This window comes from Acetobacter aceti, assembly GCF_002005445.1.
Classification (GTDB): Bacteria; Pseudomonadota; Alphaproteobacteria; order Acetobacterales; family Acetobacteraceae; genus Acetobacter; species Acetobacter aceti_B.
The window spans coordinates 2,282,566-2,296,182 of record NZ_CP014692.1 but is presented as its reverse complement, the minus strand read 5'-3'; the positions used below and the strand labels follow the sequence as shown (position 1 = coordinate 2,296,182).

Genomic DNA, 13,617 nt, shown 5'->3' with positions numbered 1-13,617 from the left:
CAATCATATTAAAATTAAATTAGATATTTATTCAAACCTTCTTTATTTTAACTTTATTTTAACTTTATTTTAACTTTATTTTAACTTTATTTTAAGAAACTTTTTCCGATTGGGCAAGAGTGTCCTGTATCTGAGTGGCTGCCCTGTCAAAAAGTTGAATGCAGCGGCGGATATTTGCAGTCATGGTTGCTCCCACAATTTCCGGGTCGTTTGAAGGGTGATAGGCTCTGGCCAGATCTTCATCTATTTCAAGATGTGATGGGCCATGATGGTCATGTGCATTATGAGCCTCTCCCCAGATCCAGCGACCGGAAGGAAATGCCCGTGTGAAGGCAGGAGCATGGCACAGATAAGCTGAAAGCTCCTCTGCAAGATATTCCACGCCTGCCAGCCAGGAAAAAAATTCAACAGGATCTTCGCTGGTTGAAGCCTGAATGAGATTTTCAATAGAGGAAAGCTGCGGGTAATGATCTGTATTCAGATCAATCCCCAACTCTTTGGCGCCAGCGACCCACAGCAGGGCGTGCGAACCCTCTTCTTCTTTCATCTCTCTGACAGCGTCACGTGCTTCCGAAAAAAATGTTTTCACGCGTGACTGACCGAAACGCTCCACAAGCGGGCGCAAAGGCAGGTGCCCGACGCGTTGATCGATGGCGCGCTCGAAGGCCTGCACGAAAGGCCAGAACCCGATCAGTAAAGCACGGATCGCTTCACGATCACCGTGGGCGCAGGCACGAATTAATGGCGATGAAAAAATACCTTCTCTGGTGCCGACACGGACAACATCACGATCAAGAACTGGTTCTGCAAACAGTAAGGCGTACATGGCGTAATCCTCAAATAAATTACCCCGGCTTTCGGGTTGTTCAGAATATTAGTGATTTTTTGTATTATAAATACTGTGATTTTATTAAATAATATTATGTAAATACAATGGATTTTATTTTCTATAATTTACATTAAATATTACGGTAACGTAACGAAAATGGTGGAAGAATACCGGTCCATAGAGGAACATGCATGTGTGGAAGTGTTGGGCAGGGATTACAAAAACGTGTGTTTTTTGTAATCCTTGCAATATCTGTTTTGAAAATAAAGAAAATTATTTCTCTATGAATTCAGAGAGTCCGGCCGCCTTGAGGACTTCTGCCTGCTGCTCCGCCAGTGCGTCTTCATCAAAATCAGCGATGAGATCCTGAAACATCCTGTGCCAGTTGAGTTTGGCTCCAATCCGCATGAAAACAGAACCGAGACCGATGGCGGAGCGATCGACCAGAACGAACTCTCTTGGGGGTTTTACACCACCTGTTTTCTGCAGGCCGGTATGGACACGCCCGGCTATATCGCGCCCAAAGATCGTTTCGGCATTTTCATTGATCGTGCGCTCACGATCTTCCATCAAAGGCTCGTAGAGGAAACTGGCCCACTCGTTGAGCACAGTTATCGTGTCAGGGGACAGGCCGTCAAAGCCCCACATCTCGTATGCATGCGCGGCGCGCTCTTCATCTTTCGTGCGCAGACCTTCACAGAGTTCGATGATTCCCCGGATGAAACGGGGACGGAAGACACGAATGGTTCCGAAATCTAGCAGATTGAACCCGAGATCATCGCGGACCGTGAAGTTGCCCATATGAGGGTCGCCATGAATGACACCATAACGGTAGAGCGGCACATACCACGCTTCGAAAAGCGCGCGCGCCATGGTGTTCCGTTCTTCCTGTGACGGGTTGGTGTCGAGAACCTTCTGCAGACCCTGTCCGTTGACCCACTCCATTGTCAGGAGACGGCGGGTGCAGAGCGAATCAACGGTTTTCGGAATGGTGACAGCGGCCGAGTTCTTCAGCATGAGACCGTAAAGCCGCAGGTTCGCAGCTTCGCGCTTGTAATCGAGTTCTTCCCTCAGGCGGTCGGTCAGTTCCTCGATCACATCGTCCTGGCGAATGGCGTTATCCAGCTTATGGTAAACGCCCATGGCCATACGGAACTGTTTGAGGTCAGCCTCGACCGTTGTGGTCATATCCGGATATTGCAGCTTGCAGGCGACAACTTCGCCATTCTGCAGAACAGCCTTGTGGACCTGTCCGAGACTGGCGGCCGCCGCCGCTTCACGGCCAAATTCACGAAAGTGCTTCTGCCAGTCAGGGCCAAGTTCTGCCGCCATGCGTCGACGCACGAAGCTCCAGCCCATGGGTGGGGCATTCGACTGCAACTGGGCCAGTTCCGTTGCGTATTCATCAGGAAGGGCGCCCGGAATGGTGGCGAGGAGCTGTGCGGCTTTCATCAGTGGTCCCTTGAGACCGCCGAGAATGGCTTTCAGATCTTCTGCGTGTGCAGCGCCATCTCCCTTGAAACCAAGACGATGCCCGGCCATGCGGGCTGCGATGCCGCCTACGGTGCCGGTGGTGCGGACCATGCGCCGAAATTCGCCGAACAGACCTGTCGTGTCGAGATCTTTCTCCGCCATGGCTCAGGCTTCCTCCAACTGATCAATAAAGCCCGAAATCACATCCAGTCCCTTGCGCCAGAAACCTGGATCGCTGGCATCAAGACCGAAGGGAGCCAGGAGTTCACCGTGCCGTTTGGTGCCGCCGGCTTCCAGCATCGCATGGTATTTCTCCCGGAAACCCGGTGCGCCCTGCTGATAGACGCCATAAAGCGCATTCACGAGGCAGTCTCCAAAAGCATAGGCGTAGACATAGAACGGCGTATGCACGAAGTGGGGCACGTAAGCCCAGTAGGTGTCATACTCAGGCGTAAAGTTGAAGGCAGGACCAAGACTTTCTGTCTGCACTTCACGCCAGATGGCCCCGATCTGCTCGGGGAGAAGTTCGCCTTCGCGACGGGCATGATGAACCCGGCTTTCAAACTGGTAGAACGCGATCTGACGGACGACCGTATTCAGCATGTCCTCAACCTTGGAAGCGAGGAGAAGTCTTTTCTGAATCGGGTCTTTTTCCGCATCGAGCAGATACTGGAAGGTCAGCATCTCACCAAACACACTGGCCGTTTCCGCCAGAGTCAGAGGTGTCGATGAGAGAAAATAGCCCTGTTTCGCAGCCAGTTTCTGATGCACGCCATGTCCGAGTTCATGCGCCAGCGTCATGACGTCGCGTGTGCGCCCACGATAGTTCATCAGGACATAAGGATGAACCGAAGGCACAACCGGATGGGCGAAGGCCCCCGGTGACTTGCCCGGAACGGGAGCGGCATCGATCCATGGTCTGTCGAAGAACTCGCCGACAATCGCTCCCAGCGATGGATCGAATTTCTGGTAAGCCTGATGCACGATGGCTTTGGCATCCGCCCATGGAATCTCTTTCTCGCGCATGCCGGGGAGGGGGGCGTTGCGGTCCCAGTGTTCCAGCTTCTCCAGACCGAGCCATTTGGCTTTCAGGCTGTAATAGCGATGGGACAGGCGGGGGAAGTCATCCGTCACGGCGGAGACAAGCGCATCGACGACCTCATCTTCTACCATGTTGGAGATATTGCGGTAGGACTCGGGGCGAGGATAGCGGCGCATCTTGTCGGAGATGGCCTTGTCCTTGGCGAGGGTGTTGGTCACCAGAGAGAACAGTCGGATATTGTCTTCCAGAGCCTTTCCGACAGCCTTGCCCGCCGCTTCGCGCCGGCTGCGATCCTGATCCGACATCCGGTTCAGCGCCTCGCCAAGGGGCATGTCCCGACCGTCCAGTGAGACACGAAGGGCCGTGATCTGCTCGTCGAACAGGCGGCACCAGGCGGAGGCGCCGGTCACGGATTTTTCCAGCAGCACCTGTTCGATATCGTCCGGCAACTGGTGCGGACGAAACATCCGGTGGTCACGCAGGAACGGCTGCCAGTGCGCCAGCGCGGAGGAGGAAGACAGTTTCGCCTCCAGCACATCTTCCTCGATAGTGTTCAGTTCCAGCGTGAAGAATAGCAGATCCGACGAGATGTCAGAGATTCGTTCGCGAACGGCCTGACTGAACTTGCCCGTTTCGGGATCGTTCATGTCGGCAGAGAAGGAGAGCGACGCGAAGGAGCCGACCTTGCCGAGAGTTTCGTTGATCGTCTGGCTGGTCTCGATCGCTTTCGCCAGATCAGCGCCGGACAGGGAAGCAACGGTGCCTTTGTAACGGCCTGCAAACGCCTTGGCCTCGCTGGCGGCACGATCCAGATCGGCTTTCAGGGCAGGCGAGTCGGGGCTCGTATAAAGGTCAGACAGATCCCAGCGGGGAGGGACGTCACCATTGTCGCTCCCTGATGCGGGCCCTGATGCGGGCAAGCTGTCTGGCGCCAGTGGGGCCTGAACGAAAAGGGCGCACAGCCGGACGTGCGAGGGGGGAAGGGGAGCCTGATCAACCATGGTCCGGATTGTAGCGCGCGCGCGCGCAGGTGGCGAGGCCGATTGATTCTTCACCCGCAGCAGTATTTCCCGCACTTTATCCTGCTGACTTTTGTAGTTTTCTCCCCTATGGAGCGGGCATGACCGACACGCCTCTTTCCCTGATCCGTAACTTCTCAATCATCGCCCATATCGACCACGGCAAATCCACCCTTGCCGACCGGATGATTCAGGCATGCGGCGCGCTGACCGCCCGCGAGATGACCAATCAGGTGCTCGACAACATGGAACTGGAGCGCGAGCGCGGCATCACCATCAAGGCGCAGACCGTGCGCCTGACCTACCCGGCCAAGGACGGCAAGACCTACATCCTGAACCTGATGGACACGCCGGGCCACGTTGATTTCGCCTACGAGGTCAGCCGTTCGCTCGCCGCCTGCGAGGGCTCGTTGCTGGTCGTGGACGCCTCGCAGGGTGTGGAGGCGCAGACGCTGGCCAACGTGTATCAGGCCATCGACGCCAATCACGAAATCGTGCCCGTCCTCAACAAGATCGATCTTCCTGCCGCCGAGCCGGAGCGGGTGAAGGCTCAGATCGAGGAAGTCATCGGCATCGACGCCGAGGACGCCGTGGAGATTTCGGCCAAGACCGGCATCAATATTGAAGGTGTGCTGGAGGCTGTGGTCACGCGCCTGCCGCCGCCAACGGGTGAGGCGGATGTGCCTCTCAAGGCGATGCTGGTGGATAGCTGGTATGACGCCTACCTCGGCGTCATTATCCTTGTCCGCATCAAGGAAGGTCGCCTGAAAAAAGGTATGCGTATCCGGATGATGTCGAGCGGTGTGACTCATCTGGTGGATCAGGTCGGTGTGTTCGCGCCGCGTATGGTGCCGGTGGATGACCTCGGGCCAGGCGAGATGGGCTACATCAATGCCGCCATCAAGACCGTCGCCGACTGTAACGTGGGTGACACCATCACCGATGACCGTCGTCCGGCGGACAAGCCGCTGGAAGGGTTCAAGCCGTCCATTCCAGTGGTCTGGTGTGGTCTGTTCCCGGTCAACGCGGACGATTTCGACAAGCTGCGTGACAGCCTCGCCAAGCTGCGTCTGAATGATGCTTCGTTCCACTATGAGGCGGAGACATCCGCCGCGCTTGGTTTCGGCTTCCGGTGTGGCTTCCTTGGTCTGCTGCATCTCGAGATCATTCAGGAGCGTCTGTCCCGTGAGTTCGATCTCGATCTGATCGCGACCGCGCCGTCCGTTGTCTATCACCTGAAGATGAATGACGGCACGGAAGAGGATCTGCATAATCCCGCCGACATGCCCGATCCGATGAAGATCGAGTATATCGAGGAGCCGTGGATCAAGGCGACGATCATGGTGCCGGACGAGTATCTTGGCGCCGTGCTGACGCTGTGCACCGAACGGCGCGGTGTGCAGGTTGACCTGACCTATGTCGGCAATCGTGCCATGGCGATCTATCGCCTGCCTCTCAACGAAGTGGTGTTCGATTTCTATGATCGACTCAAGTCGCTGACACGTGGTTACGCCAGTTTCGACTACCAGATGGATGGGTACGAGGAGAGCGACCTCGTAAGGATCTCGATTCTCGTCAATCAGGAGCCGGTGGATGCGCTGTCCTTCATCGCGCATCGTGCGGCCGCCGAAAGTCGTGGTCGCGCCATCTGTGCCCGCCTGAAAGACCTGATCCCCCGTCAGCTCTTCAAGATCGCCATTCAGGCCGCCATTGGTGCGCGTGTGATTGCGCGTGAGACCATTGGTGCTCTGTCCAAGGACGTGACGGCGAAGTGCTATGGCGGTGATATCTCACGTAAGCGCAAGCTGCTGGAGAAGCAGAAAGAGGGAAAGAAGCGGATGCGGCAGTTCGGCAAGGTCGAAATTCCGCAGAGTGCGTTCCTTGCTGCGCTGAAAATGGATCGATGATCTGACGGGCCTTTGTCAAACCGGTACAGGTATGGCGATGCCCTGCGGTCTTATTGAAATACAATCTTTTGAAGGTTTGATTGCGTGAGTCGCCTCTGGCTTTGAAAGCCGGAGGCGGTCCTGTATTGTCTCTCTGGGCGACGCTATGGTGTAAGTAATCTGTGTGGATATACCGGATCATTATTAGTATTGGTCGTTTGGATGATCTGGAATGGAATTCAGGTAAATTCTATTTGGATTCCTGTATATCAAGTGTGTGCGATTTTTGAGTTTTATTGTGTATTTTGTATTTTATATCAATAATGAGATAAAGAATCAGGTGATCATTTCGGGTCGGGTAGAGTTTGCGGCGCGGAAAGGGGTTTCGTAGGGGGGGAGAATGTGGTGATTTGAGGTCCAACATTTCCAATATGGGGAATGCTCGCGTTGAAGAGCCGGATTCAGCCATATGACTAGTTGCGCCCCACTATGACATCGAAGATATCTGCCCCATCCGGAGTGGGGAAAGCCGCAACAAGTGGTTTTCTCTGGCTTGTCGTTCAAAGTCTTGCGTCGCGAGGCATCGGTTTCTTCTCCCAGCTCATTCTCGCCCGTCTGCTCCTGCCGGAAGATTTCGGGGCGATCGGTCTTGCGTTGACGGTCACCAGCATCGCTAATTCCCTGATCGGTTTCGGGATCGACGAGGTGCTGCTCCAGCGCCAGAAAACCATGACGCTCTGGGAGCCGCTGGCGTTCTGGATGTGTGTGGGCGTGAGTCTGATCGGTATGGTCGGCATGATTGCGGTGGCGCCTTTCGCGGCGCATTGGTACCATTCACCAAGCCTCGTCGGCCTTATTATCGCTATTGCGATCTCCACACCGCTGAGGGCATTGGGCACGGTGTCAGCCGTAAAGATCAGGGCGGAAATGGACTTCCGTTTTCTGGCTGGCTGCAACACCTTCGAAATTGTAACGCTCCAGCTTCTGACGATCATTCTCGCGGCACTGGGCGTGGGAGCCTATGCTTTTGCCATCCCTTATTCTGTCGTCGCCATTCTTCGTACAGCGTGGCTCTGGAAACGGGCCGCACCTTTCACCAGGGGGCGTTACAGAAAAATTCAGGCCCGCTATCTGCTGGGTAACAGCACGCTGATCCTGCTGAGCCGGACCTGCGTCGAGTTCATCAATCAGGGGGATTACATCGTCCTCGGCCTGATAGCGTCCAAGATGATGGTTGGATACTATTTCTTCGCTTTCCGCTTTGCGGCACAGCCCGTGCGTATGCTGGCGGGGAATGTAAGCAATGTTGTTTTTCCAGCGCTTGTGCAGTTCCGTAATGAACCGGCGCGCCAGACCGATGCCGTTATCCGCGCGTGCCGCCTGCTGGGTTATCTCGTCATGCCGTTCTGTTTCCTGCAGGCCGGTCTGGCCAAGCCGGGTCTTCACCTGCTGTTTGGTGAGCGCTGGATGCCCGCGGTGCCTTATGTCATCATTCTGAGTATTGGGTTGCCATTCGATGCGCTCAGCTGGATCACGGGCTCGCTTCTGAGCGCCCGGCGCGAGTTCAGGCGTTCATGTCGCTACCAGTTTATCGCTTTGCCGCTGTTTTATATCATGGTGGGTATTGGCGGATATTGGGATGGCGTCATGGGCGTGGCCCTTGCCGTGGCCGCTTATTATTTTACCTGGCCTCCCATCACCTCCTACCTGATCCTGATCGGGTCCGGCACATCGTTCCTGACGGTGGCCGAATTCTATTTCCTTCCCATGTTCTTTGCCTGCATCGCTATCGGGCTTGGTATGGGCTTCGCACAGATCAGCCTGTTTCACGGCAACGATTTTGCCGAATGCATGGTCATCGGCCTTGTGACCTGCATCATCTACCCAGCGCTTCTGGCCGTATTCCGGCCTGACATGTTCAAGGAAATCGTGAATCGGTTCGGAGGAAAGCTCAGGAAACGGCGTCAGGCGGCCAACGCTGGCGTCTGATCCATTCCCGGCAGGCTTGCTGGCGCTGCTCCCAGCCAAGCCTTTCCAGTTCTATCAGTTCCAGACGGGCATAAGCAGCCGCATCTTCGCCCTCACGCTCTGAGAGGGCTTCGGTCTGACTGCGGGCGAAGAGGTTTCACACTGTCTCACGTCGGGCAGGGCTGTCTACCCACATGAAACGCCATGGCTCACTGAGGCCAACCGAAGGCGCCGTGCTTGCGACCTGCAGCAACTCGTCGAGCGTGTTCTCTTCCACGGGTTAAGGGCGGACATGCCGAACATCCCGCCGCCCACGAAAAACATCCCCAGAATGGCTGAAACTGTCATCCTCTATAGGCTTCGCCGGGGGGCAGGAGTTTGCCGGGGTTAAGGATACCGCGCGGGTCCATCGTCTGCTTCAGGGCGCGCATCACACTGAGCGCCCCGACACCGTGTTCAGGCTCAAGGAATTCCAGCTTGCCAATTCCGACGCCATGTTCACCGCTGCATGAGCCGCCCAGAGCCAGAGCGCGGCCCACAATTTTGCGATCCAGTTCAAGCAGCCTCGCACGGCCTTCAGCGGAGTTCTCCGTGAGAATCAGCGTGTGAAAATTGCCGTCGCCCACATGGCCCAGCATGGCGGCACGCAGGCCGGAGGCGGCAATATCCTCGCGTGCGCCATCGATCAGTTCGGCGAGACGGGAAATCGGCACGATGCAGTCCGTGGAGATGACGAGCGCCGAGTGGTCGATGGCGCGGGCTGCCCAGAAGGCGTCGTGACGGGCTTTCCACAGACGGGTGCGTTCTTCAGGTGTGTCTGCCCACGCAAAGCCTAGACCGCCATTGTCGCGGGCAATGCTTTCTGTCGCCTCGACCTGTTCACGCACGGACGCGGGGCCGCCGGAAAACTCGAAGAACAGTGTCGGCAGGGGTTTCAGTTCGTCGAGGTGTGAGAAAGCGATGCTGGCCGCCATCTGCACCTCGTCCAGAAACTCCACACGGGCGACGGGCAGGCCATACTGGATCATCTCGACGGCGGTGGTGATCGCCTCGTCCACGGTGCTGAACTGGCAGATTGCGGCGGCGATGCTTTCCGGCAGTCCGTAAAGACGCAACTGGATCTCGGTGATGATGCCCAGCGTGCCTTCCGAGCCAATAAACAGCGACGTCAGGTCATAGCCTGTCGAGGATTTACGGACCTGCCCACCCGTGCGGATCACTTCGCCGGTCGCCAGCACCACGGTCATGCCGAGCACGTTTTCCTTCATCGTGCCATATTTAACCGCCGCCGTGCCGGAAGCGCGGGTGGCGCACATGCCGCCGAGCGTGGCCTCGCCACCGGGATCGACAGGAAAGAACAGACCGGAATCGCGGATGCGGGTGTTGAGTTCCTGTCGCGTCAGACCGGCCTGCACACGGCAGTCGAGGTCCTCCGGATTGAACTGCACGATCTCCGTCATGCGGGACAGATCGAGGCTGATGCCGTCTGCGGGTGGCGTGACATGGCCTTCAATCGACGTGCCTGCGCCGAATGCTACGACCGGCACCCGATGTTCATGACACAGCGACAGCACGCGGGAGACATCGTCCGTGCTTTCCGCGAAGACAACGGCGGCTGGCAGGCAGGAGACATCCAGAGCCTCGCCGTGACTATGTTCCTCACGCACGGAAGGCACGGTGCTGATCTGGGTGCCCATGGTCTCGCGGAGGGCGGAAAGAACAGTTTCCACGCCGGTCATCGGGGCGGAGAGGGTGTCGGACATGAGGAGAGACCTGATTGATGAAAATGAATTCAGAAGGTTGTATCCGCTCATCACCCATTCGGCTACCGATGCAGGAACGCGGCAGGGTTTCCTTTACAGGCAAGAAAACGGTGCTGTTCACGCCTGAGAAACCTCTCCGGGCTTGACATGAGCGCCCGTGACCGGCTTCCTCCGCCCCTGAATTTTCATAGTGTGGCCGGACAGCTTCCCGCTGTCCGCGCCGCGTTCCAGCCGGGCAGGAATTGACCACATGCATCCGTATCGCACCCATAGCTGCGCCGCCCTCCGCGCCGAAGACGCCGGAAAGACCGTGCGCCTGTCCGGCTGGGTCCACAGCAAGCGGGATCACGGTGGCCTGCTGTTCATCGATCTGCGCGATCAGGACGGCCTGACGCAGATCGTCATTCCCGCCGAATCTCCGGTCATGCCGGTGGCCGAAGAAGTCCGTGTCGAGAGCGTCATCACCGTGACGGGCGAGGTCGTGCTGCGTGAGGAAACCACGCGCAACCCGAACCTGCCGACCGGCGATATCGAACTGCGCGCGAAAGAGTTCACGGTGCAGTCCGCCGCCGCCGTCCTGCCGTTCCAGGTGGCCGGCAACGAGCATTACGGCGAAGAACTGCGCCTGAAATACCGCTATCTCGACCTGCGCCGTGAGAAGATTCACCGCAACATCCTGCTGCGCTCGCAGGTGATCGCCAGCCTGCGTCGCCGTATGGTCGAGCAGGGCTTCACCGAGTTCCAGACGCCAATCCTGACGGCTTCCTCCCCGGAAGGCGCACGCGACTTCCTCGTGCCGTCCCGTCTGCATCCAGGCAAGTTCTACGCGCTCCCGCAGGCTCCACAGCAGTTCAAGCAGCTCGCCATGGTCGCGGGTTTCGACCGCTACTTCCAGATCGCGCCCTGCTTCCGTGACGAAGCCGCCCGCGCTGACCGCAGCCCCGGCGAGTTCTATCAGCTCGACTTCGAAATGGCTTTCGCCACGCAGGAAGAAGTATTTGCAACACTTGAGCCGGTCATGGAAGGCGTGTTCCGCGAATTCGGTAATGGCCGCGCTGTCACCCCCGCGCCGTTCCCGCGCATCCCGTATGCCGAGGCGATGGCCGTTTATGGCTCCGACAAGCCCGACCTGCGTAACCCTCTGAAGATCGCCAACGTCACCGAGCAGTTTGCCGACTCATCCTTTGGTCTGTTCGCGAAAATCGCGGCGAGTGGTGGCGAAATCCGCGCCATCCCGGCTCCGGGCGCTGGTCCGAAGCCGCGTGGCTTCTTCGACAAGCTGAACGCATGGGCGCGTGAGAACGGCGCTGGTGGCCTCGGCTACATCCAGTTCGACGAGGAAGGTGGCAAGGGACCGATCGCCAAGAACCTTGAAGCCGACCGCGTGAAGGCCATTCAGGACAAGCTCGGCCTGAAAGCCGGTGACGCCGTGTTCTTCGCCGCAGGCAAGGGCGACGAGGTGGCGAAGTTCTCAGGGCAGGTCCGCACCAAGATTGCGACTGAACTTGAACTGATCGAGGAGGGCGAGTTCCGCTTCTGCTGGATCGTCGACTTCCCGATGTATGAGAAGAACGAGGAAACGGGGCAGATCGACTTCTCCCACAATCCGTTCTCGATGCCGCAGGGTGGTCTTGAGGCGCTCAACACGCAGGACCCGCTCGACGTCAAAGCCTATCAGTATGACATCGTCTGCAACGGCATCGAACTGACCTCCGGCGCGATCCGTAACCACCTGCCGGACCTGATGATCCGCGCCTTCGAGATCGCGGGTTATCCGGAAAGCGTGGTCGAGGAGCAGTTCGGCGGCATGCTCAACGCCTTCCGCTTCGGCGCTCCGCCGCATGGTGGCGCTGCTCCGGGCGTGGACCGCATGGTCATGCTGCTGGCCGACGAGCCGAACATCCGCGAGGTCATCCTGTTCCCGCTGAACCAGCAGGGCGAGGATCTGATGATGGGCGCACCGTCCACCGTCGAGCCTGCGCGTCTGAAGGAACTCTCCATCGCGCTGAACCTGCCCAAGCCGAAGCCTGTCGTGAAGAAAGACGCGGCGGAGACGGAGTGAGGCGCTGCTAAGCGTTTTTGTGATGGGGTGAGTTTGGAGGCCGGGAGCAGATTTGTTCCCGGCTTTTTTGTGAGGAATCTTTTGATTTGACTGCTTAGGGAGGGAAGACTGTCCGTTGCCCAATGAGATGTTAAGAATTTATTCATTCATTTCAGGAGGGAACATGATGATTGTAAGACAAAACGAATATTCAATTATGTCACTATGGATACTGATATTGATATAGCTGATAATTATGGTTTTGAATGCAAATATGGAACAATAGCACTTCGCATCTTTGATGAGTTAATTCAAGGAACGACTACGGCAGCAAAGAACTCGTAGTGAGAAGCGGCCTTAGAGTGATCCAGCGTACCGTTGTAACGCCCGGATCGCACCCGTAACACCCAGCGTCATAAGCGCCAAATGACACACTCAGCCCCTCATTTGTAAATGACCATTTCTTCGGTTCAATCACTGTCTCCAAAATCGCACGCTTTTCTTCATCGTTTCTTGGCTTCCAGCCTTTCTTAAATAAGACGTTCCAAAAAAGCTGCTGTAATTTGGCGGGCCACCCAGTTGTGAAAACGTCAGCCGGAGTCAACTCCCGTGAGCCTTGATCCCAAACGCGATTGTCACTTCCAGACGAAACAAAGCCATGCGACGTACCATCGCAGTATGTATAATCAGTCCATACCATACTTATGACGTGGTTATTCACGTAACTGATGTCATAGCGAATATCTTCGTTACCTTGCTGGTTATCGCACTTGGTATCTGTGCTGACTTGGCCTTTGTTGGAAATCTTGTTCCAAGTAATCGTATCTGCCGATTTTGGACCGTCAATTTGAGGATAAGAGAGATGCTGGTCATGAAATTCCAACAGATTGCCGGAAATATCCGAAATATTGTATGGCTCTGCCGCGAATGAGTCGACCTGATTGAACAGAAAAGGCCCGATCTTTCTTCCGACTGCATCGAGGCCGTGCAGTCGGGCCTGATAGAGCTGATGTAGGCAGTTGGCCTGATCTGCACGAGAGTTATTTTCGGAGATAGGAGTAATTGGACAAACGATCTCTACATATCGCAACCAATTTCGTTCGGATTTTCGTAGTAGATCCGCACCGTAAGGACTTAAACTCTCTATTTTCTGTTCGTAAACACGAGTAAGTTGATCGTCGAGCGCTGACAATTCTGCATTCTGACAGATAAGCTTATCTTTTGGCTTGGAGACTGAAGTACAATTGAAGCTTGCAGCTGACACCTGTTGAGGTAATGCAAGCGCTCCCAATGCTGCCAGCCATATGCTACGCATTATAGGAAACCTTTTCAGACCAAGAGTATTCAGACGTAATCAAATAGTCTTTTAGCCTATTTTTTACAAGGTGGTTTATCATACCCCATCACGTTCACCTTTCGGGTGTCCAAGGATTCAGATGAATTGGAATATCTATTTTTAAGATCGCTTCGTCGGCCAATTTTTGACGAAAATGATTGATTCGCCACGTGTTTCAAAAAAGATAGCCTCTTCAGAGGTTTTTCAAGAAAAGCCTTATTAAGAATTTCCTTATAGTTTAGAAGAGCTTTTACGAATAG

At 55.9% G+C, this 13,617-nt stretch carries 10 protein-coding genes; 4 read left to right on the top strand and 6 right to left on the bottom strand.

Features of this window, described 5'->3' with window-relative positions:
• Window positions 1-91: 91 nt before the first annotated feature.
• From A0U92_RS10330 to A0U92_RS10320, 3 genes are all read right to left on the bottom strand, one after another.
• Complete coding sequence (locus A0U92_RS10330) at window positions 92-589, bottom strand: hypothetical protein (RefSeq protein ID WP_236748088.1); 498 nt, start codon at window positions 587-589, stop codon at window positions 92-94.
• Between the two features lie 513 nt (window positions 590-1,102).
• Window positions 1,103-2,464 (bottom strand): ABC1 kinase family protein, encoded by a 1,362-nt coding sequence (locus A0U92_RS10325; protein WP_077813146.1) that lies wholly within the window; start codon window positions 2,462-2,464, stop codon window positions 1,103-1,105.
• A 3-nt stretch (window positions 2,465-2,467) separates the two neighbouring features.
• Entirely contained in the window at window positions 2,468-4,345 is a 1,878-nt protein-coding gene (locus A0U92_RS10320; RefSeq protein WP_077813145.1) for a M3 family oligoendopeptidase, read from the bottom strand.
• A gap of 119 nt (window positions 4,346-4,464) precedes the next feature.
• Between A0U92_RS10320 and lepA the strand changes: the two genes are divergently transcribed.
• Together lepA and A0U92_RS10310 are read left to right on the top strand one after the other, a co-directional pair.
• Window positions 4,465-6,270, top strand: coding sequence for a translation elongation factor 4 (gene lepA / locus A0U92_RS10315; protein ID WP_077813144.1), 1,806 nt, complete (start codon window positions 4,465-4,467; stop codon window positions 6,268-6,270).
• Between the two features lie 468 nt (window positions 6,271-6,738).
• Entirely contained in the window at window positions 6,739-8,238 is a 1,500-nt protein-coding gene (locus tag A0U92_RS10310; RefSeq protein ID WP_077813143.1) for a lipopolysaccharide biosynthesis protein, read from the top strand.
• A 136-nt stretch (window positions 8,239-8,374) separates the two neighbouring features.
• Here A0U92_RS10310 and A0U92_RS18290 read toward each other — a convergent pair whose 3' ends face one another.
• Window positions 8,375-8,494 (bottom strand): nitroreductase family protein, encoded by a 120-nt coding sequence (locus A0U92_RS18290; RefSeq protein WP_236748087.1) that lies wholly within the window; start codon window positions 8,492-8,494, stop codon window positions 8,375-8,377.
• A gap of 67 nt (window positions 8,495-8,561) precedes the next feature.
• Complete coding sequence (locus A0U92_RS10305; RefSeq protein ID WP_077814382.1) at window positions 8,562-9,980, bottom strand: FAD-binding oxidoreductase; 1,419 nt, start codon at window positions 9,978-9,980, stop codon at window positions 8,562-8,564.
• Between the two features lie 17 nt (window positions 9,981-9,997).
• On the opposite strand from A0U92_RS10305, the gene A0U92_RS18435 reads away from it, so the two are divergent.
• On the top strand, window positions 9,998-10,126 hold the full coding sequence (locus A0U92_RS18435) for a hypothetical protein (RefSeq protein WP_257788144.1): 129 nt from the start codon (window positions 9,998-10,000) through the stop codon (window positions 10,124-10,126).
• A 104-nt stretch (window positions 10,127-10,230) separates the two neighbouring features.
• Window positions 10,231-12,042 (top strand): aspartate--tRNA ligase, encoded by a 1,812-nt coding sequence (gene aspS / locus A0U92_RS10300; protein ID WP_077813142.1) that lies wholly within the window; start codon window positions 10,231-10,233, stop codon window positions 12,040-12,042.
• A gap of 301 nt (window positions 12,043-12,343) precedes the next feature.
• Here aspS and A0U92_RS10295 read toward each other — a convergent pair whose 3' ends face one another.
• Complete coding sequence (locus tag A0U92_RS10295; protein WP_077813141.1) at window positions 12,344-13,336, bottom strand: lysozyme inhibitor LprI family protein; 993 nt, start codon at window positions 13,334-13,336, stop codon at window positions 12,344-12,346.
• Window positions 13,337-13,617 lie beyond the last annotated feature (281 nt).

Bases quoted from the DNA above. Each gene is read 5' to 3' on its own strand.
- A0U92_RS10325 (WP_077813146.1), bottom strand. From the start codon at position 2,464: ATGGCGGAGAAAGATCTCGACACGACAGGTCTGTTCGGCGAATTTCGG.
- A0U92_RS10320 (WP_077813145.1), bottom strand. From the start codon at position 4,345: ATGGTTGATCAGGCTCCCCTTCCCCCCTCGCACGTCCGGCTGTGCGCC.
- lepA (WP_077813144.1), top strand. From the start codon at position 4,465: ATGACCGACACGCCTCTTTCCCTGATCCGTAACTTCTCAATCATCGCC.
- A0U92_RS10310 (WP_077813143.1), top strand. From the start codon at position 6,739: ATGACATCGAAGATATCTGCCCCATCCGGAGTGGGGAAAGCCGCAACA.
- A0U92_RS10305 (WP_077814382.1), bottom strand. From the start codon at position 9,980: ATGTCCGACACCCTCTCCGCCCCGATGACCGGCGTGGAAACTGTTCTT.
- A0U92_RS18435 (WP_257788144.1), top strand. From the start codon at position 9,998: ATGAAAATGAATTCAGAAGGTTGTATCCGCTCATCACCCATTCGGCTA.
- aspS (WP_077813142.1), top strand. From the start codon at position 10,231: ATGCATCCGTATCGCACCCATAGCTGCGCCGCCCTCCGCGCCGAAGAC.
- A0U92_RS10295 (WP_077813141.1), bottom strand. From the start codon at position 13,336: ATGCGTAGCATATGGCTGGCAGCATTGGGAGCGCTTGCATTACCTCAA.